Raw genomic sequence first — 17555 nt, 5'->3', positions numbered from 1 at the left:
GGCTTGCCGAAATGGCAGAGCAGGACCAAGCGATCGAAACCGCCTCGAAGGGTGTCTTCCAGGCTCTTGCCGGACGTCCGGGCGAAGGCCTTCTCACCGCAGTTCGGGCCATCGGGTCCGGAGGGCAGGCAGAGGCCGAAGCCAAGGGGCGCATAGCGGAGATCATGGGGTCCACGGACCTCGAAGAGATAGCCGCCGCAATCCGCGAGATGACCCGAGAGCGGGCCCGCCGATCGAAGGTGGACCGCAACGCGGCCCGATCGGTCCAACAGGGTTCCAGGTTCCTTGGAAGCATCCTCGGGACCAACATGATCGAACCCGTCGAAGACTAAACACCACATACGGCCGTCCCCGCTGTCCCGAAAGGGTCAAGGGGCGGCCATCACCTCGAAATTACATGCCCACGAAGCCCACTGGTCGCCCACGCGGCAGACCTCCGGGGGTCAAGAACAAGCCAAAGACGATTGAAACATTCGTCATGGCGGAGCTGACCAACCCCCCGCCGAAACCTAAACGGCCGCCGAAGATGGCGGCTAGGGGCCCATGGGCCGGCAAGACCCCCGAGGAGCGCTCGGCTCTCAGCCGGCAGCTCATCGAAGCCCGCAAGGGCAACTACGCAAAGAACACAACCCCCGGCAAGCCCCGAGACCTCACGAACGCACAATGGGCGGAGGTCCAGGAGATCGCTCGCCTAGACGCCAAGAGGATCATGCAGCGCATGAAGGACGCCGGACAGGTTCCCGACGACCCCAGGGCCGCCGAGGCTCTGCAAACCACTATAGAGACCCTGAGGACAGCGGAGAGCCCGAAAGACAAGATCGCGGCCGCCCGCCTCATCCTCGACTTCACCAAAGCTAAGCCCGCTCAGAAGAGCGAAGTAACGGTCCGCACCGCCGAGGACATCCTTGACGAGATGGCGGAAGAATAAAGAAACCTAGATGAAAATTAGTATCCGGAAGCTCTTCGGAAATATCAGCCCTATCGCGCTTACCTACGGGGCCGAAGAGGGGGATGCGGTTTTTGTGACACAAGCTGCCCCATTACCTACGGGCGGCCTGCGCGAGGCCTTTCCGTTGGTCTCGGCAAACGTAGCGTCAGCGCCGGTTACCGTTTACGGCGGCGATTACATATTCTGCCAGACGGCGACGGCATACGGGACCGTCAAGCTCCAGGTTCTCGGACCTGACGCCACTACGTGGCTAGACGTCCTTTCGAAGGCGTCCGCCGACACCACGGCCGGAACCGGAGTCTCTCTCGGCTCTGGCGCAGTCGTGCGCGTCCTTTTGACAAGCACGTCTGGCGCAGCCGCCACGCTGGCGCGGGTCCCCTGATGGCCAGATTTCTTAGCATTTCTTCCTTTGGCGGAGGTACCGTACGCCCAATCGTGAGCGCCGCTTCTCCGCCGTTTGCTGCGGGACAGCCGTTTAGTTGGACCCCGACCGTGATGGGCGGTTTCGCTCCGTACCTTTTCACCCTCGCTGCGGCCCCTGGAGGTATTACCATCAACGCCAAGACTGGCGTGGTAAGCGGGACGCCGGCATCCGTGGGCACTGCCACAGTTACCGTGAAGGACGCCATGGGCTCCACTTCCTCGGTGGTGATTGGCGGGGCTGCACTGCCTGTCTTACCGTTGACGATGCCAAAGGTCGTAATGTTCGGCGACAGTCAGTCGCAGTTCAACCACGCAATCTTTGGCGGGACAGGTGCTACTATCCCTGCTGCGACCTACAAGGGGCCAGTTGTGGCGGCGTGGGCTAAGGACCCCCGCTTCAACATCGATACATGGGCGGACCCAATGGACCCCTTAAGTCGGGGCTTCAATGGGGCTAACCAGGGATTGGGCGGAGATCACTTCCGTAACCAAAGCAACAGCAGCCTTCCGGGCGGTGGCATCCTTGCCCGGATACCCTACGCGGTCGCGCGGGCTCCCCAAGTCGCCATTCTTAACTCCTTGGGCACCAATACGATACACAGCGGCGACATCGACGGGAGCTCGTCTGCCCCAACCGCTGACTACGTCATCGCGCAGATCAAGGCGACAATCGCGGCCTTCGTCCAGGCAGGAATTTACGTCGTCCCGGTGACAATTTATCCGCGCAACTGGAACGCCGGGGATGTCCGGCACACCATTGTCCAGACGGTCAACGCCTTCATTCGCGACCAAGCCGGTAAAACCGGAGTCCTTGGCGTGGTGGATGCGTACGATGCGCTGCGAGTTCCGGGGGATGTCCAACCGAACCCCAAGTATTTCCTAGAGGAATCTGGGGCCGTCACGGTGCATTTAAACGGCAACGGGACGTACTTGGTAGGCAACCTCATCCATGCAGTGATGGCACCGGCCACGACCGCCGCCACGCGCTTTAACGTCGATCCCGCCGTATCCAATTTGCTGCCCCAGGCGACTTACAACCTTCCTGGGACCACCGGCACCCGTACAGGCGGCAACACGACCAATTTTGTCGTGGGAACTGACGTTGACCCGACCGGCGAAATAACGGCCGCTGGCGTTGCGACGGGCTGTAATGCCTACATGTCGCGAGGGACCTCATCCTCCCGCCAGAAGTGCGGGAAGTCAGGGACGCAGTCCAGCACGGTCAACAAGCAAATCCTTCTCATCTCGCCGGTCGCGGACGCGGCACCGTGGCACCAGTCCCGGTTCACGTTCCCGCAGTACGCCCTGACGCCAACTCAGGTCCCAGCGGGGGGCTGGGTGCGTGTCTCCGTACGTGTGGATACAAGGGGGGCTAAAGGGCCGGCGAACGTGTTTCTACAGGCAACGCTAAAATCCAGCGCCGGCACGGTGCGGGTTGACGTGCAGCCCGGACAAATCGACTCCATCGCCTACAACAACACGAAGACGTACAGTGATGACGCACGGGGACAGCACTGGATTTCAGCGTTGTTTCAAATGCCGGCAGATGGTGATTATGCCACTCTCGACCTTGCCGTTTTCACGAACTTCCGTCCGGCAGGATTTGCGGCAGGTGATGTGTTTTCGTTGCTCATCGACAGGCCGTTATTGCGAGTGGCTACCGACCCCCGCGCAACTTGGAACCTCTAAAACCGATACTTTGAATGACGCCAGAAGAGCGCCGCAAGGCGACGAGGCGTAGACTTTACAAAGACTTTGAGTTCTACGCCTCCAAGGCCCTGAAGATCAGGACCAAAGAAGCCAAGATCGTCCCCTTTAAGCTCAATAGAGCACAGAAGCGGCTCTTGGACGCGGCCCTCTGCCAATGGGAGGAAACTGGCCGCATCCGCATTGTCATCCTCAAGGCCCGCCAGCTCGGGTTTTCGACGATGGTGGGCGGCTTCCTGTACTGGTGGATCAGCCAGCACCGCGCAACGAAAGGGATCGTCGTCACCCACAAGGGCGAGGCATCCACGGCGCTTTTCGACATGACGAAGCGTTACCACAAGGAGGTCCCCGACTTCCTGCGGCCGTCCACCGAGCGGGCCAACTCCAAGGAACTGAAGTTCGACAAGCTGGACAGTGGTTACATGGTGGCCACTGCCGGCGCGGACACGATTGGACGCGGCGAAACCCTCCAGGCCGCGCACCTATCCGAAGTCGGCCTCTGGCCCAAGTTGAAGGCGAAAGAGATCATGAACGGTCTCCTCCAGGCCATCCCTGAGGTGGACGACACCTTCGTCTTTATCGAGAGTACCGCTCGCGGCATGTCCGGCCCATTCTATGAGGCTTGGCGAGAAGCCGTTGCGGGCACCTCGGGGTACTTGGCGTACTTCGCACCGTGGTTTGAGGACCCGAAATATACCGCCGATCCTCCCGAGGGGTTTGAACGAACCCTGGAGGAGGACGACTATTGCGCCAAGGTCCTTGAGGTCTACGGCGAGGCCCTGACTGACGGGCAATTGCTGTTCCGTCGCCGAAAGGTGGCGCTGGACGGACCTGACCTGTTTAAACAGGAATACCCAACTTTCCCGGAGGATGCCTTCCTCACCTCGGGCGCTCCGGTGTTCAATCTCACGAAGCTCGCCGAACGCATGGAAAAGCTGTCCTCGCTTGAAGCGGACGGCATCGTCCACCGGATGGATTACGACCCGATCGAGCAGACCATGGCGGTCAATCCGCGTGGCCGGCTCTTGCTGTACCGCGAGATCGACCCGAGGATGGATTACACCATAGGCGTTGACGTCTCGAAAGGGACGGGCGGGGAACAAGACAACTCCGAAGGCGACTGGTCCGTGGCGCAGGTACTCGACCGCCATAAGCGGCAAGTGGCCGTGTGGCGCGGAAAGGTCGAACCGGACTATCTGGCGACCATCCTGTATCACCTGGGCCATCTGTTCAACGAAGCCCGTATGGCTATCGAGTTCAACAATCACGGCATCCTGCCCAACACCCTTCTGTACAAGACGGGGGTCATGGTGGCCGGCGAGCTCAAGACCTACGACAACCTCTATACCCGTGAAGTCTACGACCGGAAGACGGAAGAGACCCGCGAGGAGCTGGGCTTCTACACGGACGTCAAGACCCGGCCGCTCATCATCGACGAGCTGCGGCAGGCGGTCCGAGACGAGACCATACTCCTTAACGACGCCCCCACGATTACCGAAATGACTACCTTCGTGGCGGACCCGAAAAGCGGGAAAATCGAAGCCGAAGTAGGCTGCCACGACGATTGTGTGATGGCCCTGGCGATCGCGAACCACATTCACGAGGGATGCTGGGAGCTGGTCCAAAGCTCTGACGACCTCTATTTTGAAATGATCTAGGAACCCCATGAAATTGAAGCCCCGCGTCCTCAGCGATGAGGAGTTGGTGGGCGCGTGCGTGGCAAGGGCCGAGCAAGGCTCGACCTTCGTCAACCTGAACCTGAAGAAGGAACGGGAAGACGTCACGATGTACTACCAGGGCAAGAAGCCCTTTCCGCTCCGCGAAGGCGGGTCCAAGTTCGTATCGCAAGACGTCTATGAGAGCGTAGAAGCTCAGAAGGCCCAGATTACCGAAGCGTTTAGCGCGGGCTCCAATATCGTCTCCTTCGCGCCTCAGAACGCCGAAGACGTCGCCTTGGCCAAGCAGGCCACGGAATACTGCGAGCATGTGGTATTCCGCCTAAACGACGGCCCAGGCATCATCAACGGTGCCGTCCACGATAGCGCAATGCACCGCATCGGCATCGCCAAGGTCTATTGGGACCCCGGCGAGATCAGTACGACCCATCGGTTTGAAGATCAGCCCGCCGAGGCGGTAAATCAGCTTCTCGCTGACCCCTCGGTCCGCCTGACGACCAAGCCGACCGTTAAGGACAACCTGGTCTCCGGGGAGTTCGAAAGGGTGGAGGATGTATCCCAGACCCGTATTGAGCTCGTGCCCCCTGAGGAGTTCGTGGTGGCTGGCCGGTTTACCGACCTGGATAGCGCCCCCTATGTGGGTCACCGCTACGTCGCCACCCTCGGGGATCTAGTGGACGCCGGCTACTCGCTGGACGTCGTGTACACTATCACCGGCGCCGATGACGCCCTCCTGTTCGATGAGGAGCGCCAAGTCCGGGATGGCGAGCTCATAAACGCCACCTTCGACAACGACAGCGAGGACGAAGCGGGACGGCTCTGCACCGTCACGGAAAGCTATATCCGGATCGACGCAGAGGGCACGGGGAGGCAATCCCTGTGGAAGGTCGTACACGTTGGCCGCACGTTGCTTGAGAAGGCCAAGGTGGCCTGCCACCCGTTTGTCACTTACTCCATGCAGCCGGAGCCTCACAGCTTCTACGGCGGCAACTTTGCGAGCCGGGTGATCCAGCACGCCAACACTAAGACCACGCTGACCCGCGCGATTATCGAACAAGCCGTGGAGGCGACCAACCCCCGCTGGCAAGTCGCCCGTGGTGGGGTTCAAAACCCCCGCGAGCTGATCGACAACCGGCGAGGCGGCATCGTCAACGTCCGGGACGTCAACACGTCAGTAGCGCCGCTCCCGCAGACCCCGATTAACCCCTACGTCCTCCAGACGATCGGCATGGTCGATCAGGCCCGCGAGGATACGACCGGCATCTCGCGGCTCTCCCAGGGCCTCGATAAGAAGGCGCTGTCCCATCAAAACAGCCAAGGCCTTGTGGAACAGCTCACGAGCAATTCCCAGGTCCGCAGCAAGGTCGCCGCCCGCCACTTCGCGAGCCAATTCCTGACCAAGCTGTACCTGAAGGTCTACGCCATCGGGATCGAACGGGACCGCACGCGCATCCTTGAGATCGCCGGTAGCTACGTGGAGGTCACTCCGCAGTCCTGGCGACGTCGTACGGACCTCAGGATCGACATGACCTTGGGGTACGATGAGCGGGCCGTACAGGCCGAAGAGCTCCTGACGTACGACAGGTACATGACGCAAAACCACCCGCGTCTCTATGACGACGGGAAGGCCTATACGGTCATCTCGAAGGTCCTGGAGATCAAGGGCCACAAGAACGTCGCCGACTTCATCGCGGACCCCGCGACCCTAGAGCCGCCCAAGCCGGACCCCAAGACCGAGCTTGAAATTCAGAAGCTCCAGAAGGAAATCGAAATTCTGGAACGCGAAATCGCGCTCAAGGAAAGCACCTTCCAGCACAAGGCAGAGGTGGAAACCTTCGAAGCGCAGCTCAAGGAAATTCAGCAGGAAGCCGAGCTGGCACTTAAGACCCGCGAAGCGGACCGCAAGGACGCAGAGACGGACAACCGGATCGACATTTCCCAGGCCGAAACCGAGCTTGCAGCCTTCCAGGCAACGCAGACTCCGGTGGAGAACAAGAAGTCGTCCGCGATTATCAGCCCGAACGGATAACCATGGCCATTCTCGTCCTGACCGACGAAGAACAGCAGGCGGTAGACGAGGGGGAGGCCGCAGGGTCCCTCCTCGCGAACCCCGTGTTCCTCACGGCGATCGAAGCCGTCCGCGCCCAGTGCGCCGAAGGCATCCTGACAAGCGAACCCTCTGCCCGCGAAGCTCGCGAGGACGCTTACAACCTATCTCGGGGCCTCTCCGCCGTCACGGTGGAGCTCAGAGCCCTGAAAGCCCGCGCCGAGACCATTCTGGCCCAGGCTGAAGCCCAAGCCGAAGATGAGCCCCTCACGGACAGCTCATTCGGCGACTATTGAGAGAAACCTCACACTTGACCATCCTAACGCAGGACGCCGGAGACCCCGGTATGTCCGAAGAGGCAGCCGAAGCGGCCCTCATGGCTTCCTTCGAGCCTCCGGCGAATGACGAAGACGCGAACGGCGGCAATCCCGCTGACCCGTCCGATGATCCTGAAGGGCCGGACCCGGACGACCATACCGACGACGGCGATGAAGGCGATGAAGGGAACGATGATCCCGACGACGGCGACGAAGCGGGCGACCCTCCGGCCCCGCAGCCCCTCACGGACGACGCAGAAGTAGAAGTCCTCATCGGCGGCGAGGCCCAGAAAGTCACCCTCGGGAGCCTCAAGGCTCTCGCAGGCCAAGAGGCCGAACTTACCCGACAGGGCCGCGAGATCGAAATGGCGGGCGGGCAGGCTGCCGCCACGCTCCAGGTCGCCCTGGAGATGGTGGAAGAAGAACTGGCCCCGTACGCGGACATCGACTGGCTGGTGGCCCAGCAAAACCTGGAGCCCGAGCTCTTCCAGTGGCACCGGCAGCAGGCCGCCAAGCTGGCGGACAAGTACCGCAAGCTGACTGACGCCGCCAAGGGCTTCGAGCAAACCTTTACCGAGCGCCGCGCGTCCGTGAATGAGGCCGCCAAGGCAGCCGCGACCCGCGAGCTGTCTGCCGACGTTCCTGGCTGGAATGACGCAATGCACCAGGAGGTCCTCGCCTACGGTGCCACTCAGGGCCTCGACGCCGCCGAACTGGCGACCGTCACGAACGCCAAGGTCCTCAAGCTCATCCGCAAGGCGATGCTGCACGATCGGGCGGAGAAGGTCGCGACCCAGAAGGTCAATGACGCTCCGACAAAGGTCATCAAGGGCGGCAATCGCCAGCCTGCGGCAACCGCCAAAGCCGTCAACGCCAAGAAGGCAATCGCGCGACTGGAGGCCTCCGGGTCCTCCGATGACGCGGTAGCCGCACTCATGGGGCGCTGGGGCTAACAAGCTCCCGCCTCACCCCAAACAATACCCTTTTCTCAGTAAGAATACCCAAAACACTATGGCTACTTTCCAGACTTATGACAGCGTCGGCGCGAAGGAAGACGTCAGCGACGTCATTTCGATGCTGAATAAGCACGAAACCCCCTTCACCAGCTCGCTCTCGAACCGCACCGTCAGCCAGAAGACCTACGAGTGGCAGGAAGACGAGCAGGAGGGCGGCAAGGATAACGCCCAGGTCGAAGGCTTCGACGCGACCGAAGAAGACCTGACGACCACTCAGATGCGTTCGAACACCACTCAGATTTTCTCGCGCACCATCCGCCTGTCGGGCTCGCTGGAAGCGACGGAACACTACGGCCGCAAGAGCGAACTGGCCCGCCAGATCGTCAAGAAGGGCAAGGCCCTGAAGCTGGACCGCGAACGCGCTTGCGTAGGTGTCGATCAGGCGGCCGTCCTCGGCTCCAACACGGTCGCCCGTCGCCACGCCTCGGTCTCGAAGCTGATCGACGCCGGCTCCATCATCGACAATTCGAACGCCGGCACCGCCCGTCCGATCCAGGAGGTCACCCTCCGCAAGGCGATCAAGAAGAACTTTGACGAAGGCGGGCAGGCTCGCCGGTTCATGGTGGCCCCGTACGTCGCCGAACAGACGGCGGAGTTCGACGGCAACGCCTCGCGGACCCGCGAAGTGACCGGCAAGGGTGCCAAGGAAATCGTGCATGTCGTTGACGTGTACACGACCGCCCTTGGCACGCTGACCATCGAAACCAACCGGGAAATGAAGGCGGACTTCGGCCTCCTGTGGAACCCCGAGGACTGGAAGGGCGTCACCCTGAAGGGCCGTGGCTGGTTCCGTGAGACCCTCGCGAAGACCGGCGACAATACGAAGATCATGCTGGCCGGCGAGTACGGTCTCCAGCACAACAACTTCAAGGCTTCGACGCTGGTTAAGGGCATCGGCGAGTAATCGCAGACCCCCGAGAGACCCCATGGCCTTCGGGTCGTGGGGTTTTCTTTTCATCCCCCAACCGAGACTGAATGAATACCCAATACACCTTCGTCGGCCTTGACGAAGATTTCATCCCCGAGACGGTGAATGGCGACTTTGAGGTCACCGGGACCATCGTTTCGGCGCAGCATATTCCCCAGGGCTTCCTTGACCGCGTAGCCGCCAAGCGGAATTGGCAGGACGCCCAGTCCTTCAGCGCCCTTACGAAGGGTGACGACCTCGAAAAGGTCCATCTGGCCCGCATCCCGGTCGCCGTCGTCAACAAGTGGCAGCGCGAAGGCTTCGACATGATGGAGTTGATTAGCTCCGGAGACCCGAACGCAGCATCGATCATCATGGCCAAGCTGCGCCTTGAGGACCTCAGCGCCTTCCAAGTCTCGTCGAAGAACTTCTAATGAACTTCGGCGACTGCAAAGCGCGGCTGCGGGCGCTCATCAACCGCAGGGACCTCACGGACCAGCTCGCCGGTAGCTTCATCACTGATGCAGTGGCCGACATGGAGAGAGAGGTTCGCATCGGCCCCATGGAGCTCGTCCTCTCCCAGTCCGAATGGGACGGCGAGAAGAACGCCATGTTCGTCCCCCGGAATTTCCTGGAGACGATCAACATATTCACGGACCAGCAAGAGCTGGACCAAGCCGACATTTCCAACTTCCTGAAGGTGCCCGACATCGGCGGCGTCCCCACGCACTTCGTGAAGGTGTCGAACCGCTGGCTTCTGCGGCCCACGCCGGCCCCAGGGACCCGCGTCTACCTCCACTATTACTCCCAGTCCGAAGCGCTCCTCAATGATGACGATGAGAACACGTGGACCCGAGCGGCACCTAACGCCGTCGTGTACACGGCAGCCGGCCTAGCGGCAGACTTCTTCCAGATGGAGGACAATCACGCCCAGCGGTACGCCGCGCGGGCTCGCGGTTACATCGAAGCCCTGGAAGATCAGAACATCAATGAGAAGTGGGGCGGTCGCATCACTATTCCGATGCCTGCGGGCACCGGGGATTTCTAAGCATGACAGACCTTGCACGCACTTCATTTTACGGGGATGACGACCAGCGCCTAGTAGGCCCGAAGGGCGACCCTGGCGACATCGGACCCCAGGGGCCTCCGGGGCCTCCCGGCCCACAAGTCCCCCTCCCGAAGCATAACAGCAACGCCGCAGCCCTCGCTGCCGGCCTGACGATCGGAGCGCTGTACCAGCTCCCCAGCGGCGCAGTTTACGCCGTCATCTAACACCTAAGAGCACACATGAAACCTACAGCCGCGTCCTTCTACGACGTCATGGGCGAGAGCCTGCGCGGCCCTCAAGGAGACCCCGGAGACACCGGCCCTCAAGGCCCTCCCGGACCCGAAGGACCGCGCGGCCCGAAAGGCGACAAGGGCGACAAAGGGGACCCCGGAGACGGGAACCTTGAAGAGGTCCTAGAGACCGCCAACGCCTACGCCCGCGCGGCCATCACGGAAGAGCGCGAAGCCCGCGTCACCGCCGAAGAGGCATTCGCCCGCCGCGTTCTCACTATCGAAGCGGACTTCGTGACCCACGGCGAGGCGGACACCATCGCCCACGCTCGGGTCCAGGAAGAGCAAATAGCCCGAGCTACCGCCATCGACGCCGTGGCGCGACGTATCGAGACCGTAGAGGCTTCGTACATTACCTCGGAGGGCGCGGGGTCCATTGCGGACGCCAGGGTCCAGGTGGAGCAGCTCGCCCGCGCCAGCGGAGATGAGGCCCTTGCTTCCCGCATAGAGACCATAGAGGCCGACTACACCACGAAGGGCGAAGCGGGCGCTATAGCGGCGGCTAAGGTTTCCGATGAGGCAACCGCTCGCGCCAATGCAGACGGGGCTCTTGCGCAGCGCATCCAGACCGTGGAGGCCTCTTACATCACGGCGGGACAGGCAGGCACCATAGCGGACGCACGGGTCTCATCGGAGGCCACGGCGCGAGCCAATGCTGACGGGGCCTTAGCGTCTCGCATCGACACCGTGGAAGCCGAGTATATCAAAACAGGTGACGCTTGGGCCTACACGAACGCTAAGGTATCCGAAGAGGCGACCGCTAGGGCCAATGCGGACGGTGCATCCGCCCAGCGCATCACGGCCTTGGAGGCCACCTACGGGAACACGGCCAGCGCCGCAGCGTCCGCCCAGGTCGCGACAGAGCAAGCGGCCATATCGACCGCTAAGGCCGCAGAGGCCCGGTCGAGCGAAACGCTCTCCGCCCAGTACCTTGGGAGCACCAAAGAGCTCTTCAATGCTGAGTGGCCGCCGACGCTCGCCCCCGTCGAGCGGGACGCTTACCAACTCGATTACGTGCCGAGCATCGGAGGCCCCGAGAACAGTTGGCCCCAGCCATATATAACCAGCTATGATGCAGGGAGGGGCGGCCGGTCCATCAACCAGTATTTCAAGAAGTTCCGGGGAAGGCCCGCATTGGGCCGCAAGTTCCGGGTGACGTGCTGGATTTACACCTACGCCACCAATAACGACTATTTCCACCTTACCGTCCTCTCCTCAACCAGTGGGGTATGGGATGGCTCCGCTGTGGGAATAGGCGGATCGGCCGCTGACGGCGGGACCAATTTGGTCTATGGCTTCAACGCCCCTTCCGGTGGCGCACGCGGCTTCCAGAAAATGTGTGCCGAGTTCGTTGTGGACGGGAGCTGGAGGGCCTTTTGGACCCCACGGCTTGAGCACTACACGACCGGAGCGGCCCCTAACGGCCTATGGCACACCACCGGCTTTGTGGTGGAGGACGTCACCGAGTCTTCGCGGGCCGAAAGCTCCGCAACGGCTTCCGACGTCTACAGGGCCCAGGCCGATTACGCCCGCGCCTCCGCAGAGTCCGCCAGGGACCTTGCGGCCCAGTATCGCTCCCAGGCGGAAGGCTTCAAGAATACCGCCGACGCCCGAGCAAGTGCCGCAGAGACCTCAAGGGCCCAGGCAGATGCCGCAAGGGCCCAGGCGGAAGCCGCAAGGAACCTCAGCGCCGAATACCGGGACAGCAGCGCCTACTACAGGGACAGTGCTGTGGGCGTGCGGGATGAAACCGCAGGGCTCCGGAATGAGACCTATAACTACCGGGACCAGGTGGCGGGGCTCCGAGACGAGACCGTGGGATATAGGGACCAAGCGGTGGCGAAAGCCAATGCCGCCGAAGGCTCTAGGGTCCAGGCCGACGCGGCGAGGGCCTCTGCGGAGAGCTGGGCAAACCTTTCCGCCAGCTACGGGGGAGGGGGCGGCAACATGCTGCCTCAGTCACGCTTCGCGCTGGACGACGTCGGTTATTACTTCTGGACGCCCTACGATGCCTCTTGGTTCGAATACGGGCGGGACGGGGCTGGGGATGATTGGCGGCCGACAGGTGAGCACAATATCCACATCCGCCAGAACAACGGCAACTCTGACGCCTGGGCCCAGCGGCATACGGACCGCTTCAGCGTAGAGGCAAATCAGTGGTACGAGTTCACCGCTGCCACGGCGGCCCATCGCTGTAACTGCGAGCTCCGCATCGAATGGTATCGGGCTGATGGTTCCCACATCATCAACACCAACTCCGGCATGTTCGCGCCCGCCAGTGGCGGCCGGGACATAAACAACTGGACGCGCACAGTCGCCGCAAAGGCGCAGGCTCCAGGCGATGCGGCTTCGGCCCTCGTGGTGTTTATCAAATATGGGACCTACGCGGGCCAAGGTGACTCCTGGGCATGGTGGAGCCGTCCCCAGATGACGCGCACCACTCAGGGCGCGGCAAGTCCCAAGCCGTACTTCCCGGCCCCCGACACGGCCAGCCTTCAGCAGCAGGCCTCAGCCATCGCGGACGCCCAAGGAAAGCTCCAGGCCCGCTTCCAGATCACCGCCCAAGTCCCCGGCCAGCGCACTCGCGTTACGGTCCAGGCGGGCAACGGCGATACTGGCGTGGACATCGAAGGGAACGTCCATATCCATGGCGACCTCACGGTGGACGGCACGATCAATTCCAAAAAGGTCAAGCTGGACACCTACGTCAAAAGGGCGGCCGTAAGCGGCGGCGGGTCTCCCGCATTAGGCCAAACGCTCCTCATCGGCGCTGTGGACCTTGGCGTGACCAACCCGAACGGCTCGTACCTCCTCGAAGTGGGAGGGACGATGGTTTGTGACGTGGGCAGGCAGACGACCAATCTAAACGGCCGTCCCTACTACGTCGATGCGCTGCCGGACGGGGGCTTCCTGGTCCAGCTCGTGAAGAACGGCACCCCGATAGTGAGCAATTACTATCAGGCGTCGGAGTACGGCAGTACGCCTATGCAGACTCGCACGCTCTCGCTGGCCCTCACACGCAACTACGAGCCCACGGACACCACTGAGGGCAATGTGACCCTCCTGGTCTACGCCATCCGGGGCAACTCCGACACGGGCGTAACGGACCAGGGCGACTACTACCAGCGCCAGCGCAGCGCCCTCTATCACTCCTTCAGCTTCACGGCGAAGGCGAAATGGACTTTCACCTAAATGCAGCTCGCAATCTACGAGGAGGCCTCGGGGACCATTGTGTCCCTGATGCAAGCCTCTGCGTTCCCGCAAGGGATGCCGGACGACTTCGTCCCTGAAGGCCACGCCTACACGATGATGGACGATGAGACCGAAATCTCCCTCACGGGGCACTGTTTCATCAACGGGGTCCTCAGCGACAAAGAGCCGGACATTGCGCCTTCCCGTGCGGCTCTCTGGTCCCAAGCCAAGGCCTTCCGGGACTTCGTGATAGACGGGGGGTGCCCGACGCCCCTCGGGGTCGTCCAGACGGACGCAGAGAGCCGCCTGAAGATCAGCGGGGCCGTACAGATGGCCATGCTGGCGCAGGCGGCCTCCCAGCCCTTTGAGGTCTCCTGGACCATGAAGGACAACAGCGTTGTGAAGCACTCAGCGGCCCAGACGATCCAGCTAGGCCTTACCGTGGGCCAGCACGTCAACAAGGCCTTTGAGGCCGCTACGGCGATGCGGGGCCGGATCGAAGCCGCTGAGACCCTAGAGGCCCTTGAGGCCATCAACATCCTTGAGGCCCAGTGGCCTCCAAACGAATAGAGACAAATGCCGTCTGAAGACCTGTCCCCCATCGCCCTCATGTTTGACGTGAGGGAGCGGCTTGCCCGCATCGAAACGAAGATGGACAATTCGGCCGAACGGTTCGCATCGATCGAGAGCGACCAGGAGGACCACGGAAAGCGCATTGACGCCCTTGAAAAGGAAGTCGTGCAGTACAAATCGAAGCTCGCAGTCTTCGCCGGTATCGGCGGGCTGGGCATCACGCTGCTCGCTGTATTTGGAGAGAAGCTCCTCGGGCTCTTCTAACCCTTTAAAACCCCTAGCCAATTTGGCCGGGGGTTTTTAATCGCCTCCATATGCAGACATGACGTGAACGCGCCACCCAACCGGCGACCCGTGGCGATTTTGGGTTATTGACTCATTTTGATGCACTTAAATGCAGCATGTTCCTGGTCTGTTCTCGTTGTTACCGCAGACAATCCGTGGCAGGAACCAATCCGCCGCTACGGACTTTATGCAGCGTGCGACAATACGCTATTGCGGATCGTCCCAGATTGGATTAAGGGGTACACCAGTGACGAACGAACAAGACAACCGTCATCTCACTAAGCTCAGCCGCATGATGGACACATTTGCGGATGCGACTGGTGAACATGCGTCGGTCAAGGTCGTGGAGAGCTTCTGCCTTGCAGCAACGAACGAAGGGAAGAGCGTAGTCGAACTGGCCAAGCTCGCGGGGTCCACACGGACGACCATGAGCCGCCATCTGATGGACCTCTCGGAGATGCTGCGGAACGGCAAGGACGGCTACAAGCTCCTCCAGCGTAATCAAGACCCGCGCAACATGCGGACCGTGTTCTACACCCTCACTCCGAAGGGTCACAAACTGAGCCGTAAACTGAAGGAGCTAATGGAGGACTAATTGGCCATATATCCAGACAAGAAAGACGGAAAACATACCGGGCGCTGGCGGGTAGAGCTCCAGCGGGGGAAGGAGCGCTACAGGAAGCGTTGGAACACCCACGCGGAGGCAGAGGCCGACGAGAAGGCGGTACTGGCCTCCTGGGCTTCTGGAGAGGCCCTCCCGGCCCCCGGACAGGCACCCGGAGCCCCCGAGGTCCACACGCTCTCCTCAGTCATCCCTCTCGCTAAGGGTAACCTCTGGGACGGCGCGGACACTGAGGAGCTCTGCTACCAGCGCATGGAGATCATGGCGGACCTGTTGGGCCGTAACACCCGGCTCGACGCCATAGATACCCATGTGGTCGATCAGCTCATTAAGAAGCTGCGAGCGGCTGGGAAGTCGGACGGAACCATCAACCGCTACATGAGCCATCTCCACACCTTCCTCTTGTGGGCTCGGTCCCGCAAGTACCGGACGGTAGCGGTAGACGGCGAGGAGGGCATATCCTTCGCGTGGAAGAAGGAGACGCAGGGCCGTATCCGGTGGATTACCCTTGAGGAGGAAAAGGCCCTAGGCGAGTATCTGACGGGCCGCACGCACCCCAAGGGCGAGCAAGCTCACGCGGTCTGGAAGGTCATACAGATTGCCCTGGCGACGGGCTGCCGGCGAGATGAGATACTCACGGCGACCCTGAAGCAGATCAACGGCGATCGGTTGCACCTCTGGGAGACCAAGACGGACAACGCACGGACGATACCGATGGCCCCTCACATCCGCGAGATGCTGGTAGACCTTCTGCAATCGCAGACTATGCCGTCCCGTCGCGGTCTCCGCACTTGGTGGGAAAAGGCGCGTGTACACATGGGCCTTGCCAGTGACCCCGACTTCGTGTTTCACGCCTGCCGACACACATGCGCGACCCGCATGGTAGACGCTGACGTAAACGTCTTCGTCATCAAGGAATGGATGGGACACAAAGTGATGGAAACCACCCTACGGTACGCACATGTGAAGCCTCAAAATCTCACTGTTGCGCTCCAAAAGGTGGGGGATCACATGCGTTTGGTCGCTGAAAACCCCAGTGTTTCCGCCATTTCTGGCCTCCCCCACACGCTCCCCACCAGTGGGGCGAATGGGCAATTTGACATCGCAGCCTGACCTGCTAAAGGCCTGATTTCTGCGATAATCCGCATGCGGGTGTGGTGAAACTGGTAGACGCGCCGGACTCAAAAAGCCGTGTTGCGATAGTGTGTTCGTTCTATGCGTCGAAAGGAGTTTGTTTAGATTTCAGCTTCTTATCATGGTAGATGGCTGGCATGAAGTTTGTGTGATTTCGCGCTAGGAGCCACATAGGAGCCAGAAGAAATCTAGCTGTGGCGAACTCGAACGTGCCTCCTCTCACCGCGCTTGTTTAAAGCGACGAGCGAATCCCACTTCCGGGAAGCCGAGTGAAGATGTAGAGGGTCGAGCTAGTGCAGGATTGCCGCAGCGAGCGCTAAGCGGTTGAATGGATCTGAGAAGAATATTCTGCAGATCTGTTAGGGTAATTGAAGTCCACGATGCGGGCGTGGCGAAATGGTAGACGCAGTGGATTCAAAATCCACCGGAGAAGTCCATGTCGGTTCGAGTCCGACCGCCCGCACCAACTTCGGATTGGTTACCGTTGTTTCGTTGCACTGAAGTCACTTGTGCTGTCGAATGACCTCTTATTGGCCCATTCTTCGAGGTCTCGTTTGTCATACAGGACTCTCCGGCCAAACTTCTTGAACTTGGGTCCGCCGCCAACCACGCGCTGCTTTTCGAGGGTCCTGGGCGACAACCTCAAGAATGCCGCTGCCTCTCGGTTGTTGAGATAGACTGGGCTGCTCATCATCAGAGGGGGGGATATAGAGTCTGTCACGTGGGGCCTCGACTGTTTAAATTAGTCACGGCCCGCCTATCGTGACGAGTTCAGCATATCCGATGCTGCTTTCATTCGAAACGGGCAGGGCACTGAAGTGCCGATTGCGCAGATAGCGGCGCATTTTTGCGAACGAGCGCTTTGTGTTACTGTGTCGGAATTTGGCTAGCTAAATTTGTCCGACGCCGGGAAAGCGGTCTGCGTCGGCCACTCGGGCTCGGGGACGAATCGTGAGTGGGCTATACCTGAACTCGCAGGTATAGCCCACTCACGATCTACGAGAACTGCGCTGCCCATCGGCCGCTTCAAGCAAACACGCTGGCATCGGGGGACGGGCTCGGGAAGAGCTATGCGATACTAGTTTACTTCGTCTGCTTGTGCTCGAGTATCGCCGATCGCGTGCCGCACGTCCTTGTCTGGCTGAAAGTCGCCATAATTTGGCTGCATGACAAATCTCCACAGTGGCATCCGGTTCAAGCCTTGCTCGGAACGAAGCGAGGGGAACCACTTGGATTGGGCAGGCGCGCTGATGTCGATCACCTGACCGTCCGACATCGTACGTTGCGCATAATAGTGGGCGAACATGCGACTAACCCGGCTTATTCATGAGCCCGCTGCACTGGGGCGTGCCGGGTTTGATGTGTCGGT

General features: G+C 61.0%; 18 protein-coding genes and 1 tRNA gene. 17 read left to right on the top strand and 2 right to left on the bottom strand.

What is annotated here, in order from left to right:
* The 17 genes from AX724_RS24360 to AX724_RS04850 all read left to right on the top strand — a co-directional run.
* Positions 1-332: hypothetical protein (locus AX724_RS24360; protein WP_231736469.1), on the top strand; the 332-nt coding region annotated here is incomplete at its 5' end.
* A 146-nt stretch (positions 333-478) separates the two neighbouring features.
* On the top strand, positions 479-928 hold the full coding sequence (locus tag AX724_RS04930) for a hypothetical protein (RefSeq protein ID WP_066764072.1): 450 nt from the start codon (positions 479-481) through the stop codon (positions 926-928).
* 10 nt (positions 929-938) lie between these two features.
* The gene (locus tag AX724_RS24355; RefSeq protein WP_066764070.1) at positions 939-1331 is read left to right on the top strand and encodes a hypothetical protein; all 393 of its coding nucleotides are present in this window, start codon (positions 939-941) and stop codon (positions 1329-1331) included.
* Positions 1331-3061 carry a putative Ig domain-containing protein gene (locus tag AX724_RS04920; RefSeq protein ID WP_269454116.1) on the top strand — a complete coding sequence of 577 codons (1731 nt, stop codon included), beginning with the start codon at positions 1331-1333 and terminating at the stop codon, positions 3059-3061. The genes AX724_RS24355 and AX724_RS04920 overlap by 1 nt, the downstream gene beginning before the upstream one ends.
* Before the next feature lie 14 nt (positions 3062-3075).
* The gene (locus AX724_RS04915) at positions 3076-4737 is read left to right on the top strand and encodes a hypothetical protein (RefSeq protein ID WP_066764066.1); all 1662 of its coding nucleotides are present in this window, start codon (positions 3076-3078) and stop codon (positions 4735-4737) included.
* Positions 4738-4744: 7 nt separating this feature from the next.
* Positions 4745-6784 (top strand): portal protein, encoded by a 2040-nt coding sequence (locus tag AX724_RS04910; RefSeq protein ID WP_066764064.1) that lies wholly within the window; start codon positions 4745-4747, stop codon positions 6782-6784.
* A gap of 2 nt (positions 6785-6786) precedes the next feature.
* Positions 6787-7098 carry a hypothetical protein gene (locus AX724_RS04905; RefSeq protein WP_066764062.1) on the top strand — a complete coding sequence of 104 codons (312 nt, stop codon included), beginning with the start codon at positions 6787-6789 and terminating at the stop codon, positions 7096-7098.
* Between the two features lie 50 nt (positions 7099-7148).
* Positions 7149-8072, top strand: coding sequence for a hypothetical protein (locus AX724_RS04900; protein WP_066764061.1), 924 nt, complete (start codon positions 7149-7151; stop codon positions 8070-8072).
* Between the two features lie 58 nt (positions 8073-8130).
* Positions 8131-9039: an SU10 major capsid protein gene (locus AX724_RS04895; RefSeq protein ID WP_066764060.1), complete on the top strand. Its 909-nt coding sequence runs from the start codon at positions 8131-8133 to the stop codon at positions 9037-9039.
* 71 nt (positions 9040-9110) lie between these two features.
* Entirely contained in the window at positions 9111-9476 is a 366-nt protein-coding gene (locus AX724_RS04890; RefSeq protein ID WP_066764059.1) for a hypothetical protein, read from the top strand.
* Positions 9476-10090 (top strand): phage adaptor protein, encoded by a 615-nt coding sequence (locus tag AX724_RS04885; protein WP_066764058.1) that lies wholly within the window; start codon positions 9476-9478, stop codon positions 10088-10090. The genes AX724_RS04890 and AX724_RS04885 overlap by 1 nt, the downstream gene beginning before the upstream one ends.
* Before the next feature lie 239 nt (positions 10091-10329).
* Positions 10330-13572: a hypothetical protein gene (locus tag AX724_RS04875; RefSeq protein ID WP_156447996.1), complete on the top strand. Its 3243-nt coding sequence runs from the start codon at positions 10330-10332 to the stop codon at positions 13570-13572.
* Complete coding sequence (locus AX724_RS04870) at positions 13573-14142, top strand: DUF4376 domain-containing protein (RefSeq protein WP_066764055.1); 570 nt, start codon at positions 13573-13575, stop codon at positions 14140-14142.
* A gap of 6 nt (positions 14143-14148) precedes the next feature.
* Positions 14149-14409 carry a hypothetical protein gene (locus AX724_RS04865; RefSeq protein ID WP_066764053.1) on the top strand — a complete coding sequence of 87 codons (261 nt, stop codon included), beginning with the start codon at positions 14149-14151 and terminating at the stop codon, positions 14407-14409.
* Positions 14410-14677: 268 nt separating this feature from the next.
* A complete protein-coding gene (locus AX724_RS04860; RefSeq protein ID WP_066764051.1) occupies positions 14678-15025 on the top strand; it encodes a winged helix DNA-binding protein in 348 nt (115 codons plus the stop codon).
* Entirely contained in the window at positions 15026-16165 is a 1140-nt protein-coding gene (locus tag AX724_RS04855; RefSeq protein ID WP_066764049.1) for a tyrosine-type recombinase/integrase, read from the top strand.
* A gap of 403 nt (positions 16166-16568) precedes the next feature.
* Positions 16569-16652, top strand: a tRNA-Leu gene (locus AX724_RS04850).
* A gap of 12 nt (positions 16653-16664) precedes the next feature.
* Here AX724_RS04850 and AX724_RS22625 read toward each other — a convergent pair.
* Positions 16665-16877, bottom strand: a complete 213-nt coding sequence (locus AX724_RS22625) for a helix-turn-helix domain-containing protein (RefSeq protein ID WP_443018652.1) — start codon at positions 16875-16877, stop codon at positions 16665-16667.
* A 387-nt stretch (positions 16878-17264) separates the two neighbouring features.
* The gene (locus AX724_RS04845) at positions 17265-17492 is read right to left on the bottom strand and encodes a hypothetical protein (RefSeq protein WP_066764048.1); all 228 of its coding nucleotides are present in this window, start codon (positions 17490-17492) and stop codon (positions 17265-17267) included.
* Positions 17493-17555: the final 63 nt, after the last annotated feature.

Source organism: Sphingobium sp. CCH11-B1, from assembly GCF_001556865.1.
In the GTDB taxonomy this organism is placed as follows: domain Bacteria; phylum Pseudomonadota; class Alphaproteobacteria; order Sphingomonadales; family Sphingomonadaceae; genus Sphingobium.
This window is presented reverse-complemented; position numbering and strand designations above follow the sequence as displayed.

Excerpts from the sequence above, each read along its gene's own strand:
- AX724_RS04930 (WP_066764072.1), top strand. The coding sequence starts at position 479 with ATGGCGGAGCTGACCAACCCCCCGCCGAAACCTAAACGGCCGCCGAAG.
- AX724_RS24355 (WP_066764070.1), top strand. The coding sequence starts at position 939 with ATGAAAATTAGTATCCGGAAGCTCTTCGGAAATATCAGCCCTATCGCG.
- AX724_RS04920 (WP_269454116.1), top strand. The coding sequence starts at position 1,331 with ATGGCCAGATTTCTTAGCATTTCTTCCTTTGGCGGAGGTACCGTACGC.
- AX724_RS04915 (WP_066764066.1), top strand. The coding sequence starts at position 3,076 with ATGACGCCAGAAGAGCGCCGCAAGGCGACGAGGCGTAGACTTTACAAA.
- AX724_RS04910 (WP_066764064.1), top strand. The coding sequence starts at position 4,745 with ATGAAATTGAAGCCCCGCGTCCTCAGCGATGAGGAGTTGGTGGGCGCG.
- AX724_RS04905 (WP_066764062.1), top strand. The coding sequence starts at position 6,787 with ATGGCCATTCTCGTCCTGACCGACGAAGAACAGCAGGCGGTAGACGAG.
- AX724_RS04900 (WP_066764061.1), top strand. The coding sequence starts at position 7,149 with ATGTCCGAAGAGGCAGCCGAAGCGGCCCTCATGGCTTCCTTCGAGCCT.
- AX724_RS04895 (WP_066764060.1), top strand. The coding sequence starts at position 8,131 with ATGGCTACTTTCCAGACTTATGACAGCGTCGGCGCGAAGGAAGACGTC.
- AX724_RS04890 (WP_066764059.1), top strand. The coding sequence starts at position 9,111 with ATGAATACCCAATACACCTTCGTCGGCCTTGACGAAGATTTCATCCCC.
- AX724_RS04885 (WP_066764058.1), top strand. The coding sequence starts at position 9,476 with ATGAACTTCGGCGACTGCAAAGCGCGGCTGCGGGCGCTCATCAACCGC.
- AX724_RS04875 (WP_156447996.1), top strand. The coding sequence starts at position 10,330 with ATGAAACCTACAGCCGCGTCCTTCTACGACGTCATGGGCGAGAGCCTG.
- AX724_RS04870 (WP_066764055.1), top strand. The coding sequence starts at position 13,573 with ATGCAGCTCGCAATCTACGAGGAGGCCTCGGGGACCATTGTGTCCCTG.
- AX724_RS04865 (WP_066764053.1), top strand. The coding sequence starts at position 14,149 with ATGCCGTCTGAAGACCTGTCCCCCATCGCCCTCATGTTTGACGTGAGG.
- AX724_RS22625 (WP_443018652.1), bottom strand. The coding sequence starts at position 16,877 with ATGAGCAGCCCAGTCTATCTCAACAACCGAGAGGCAGCGGCATTCTTG.
- AX724_RS04845 (WP_066764048.1), bottom strand. The coding sequence starts at position 17,492 with ATGTTCGCCCACTATTATGCGCAACGTACGATGTCGGACGGTCAGGTG.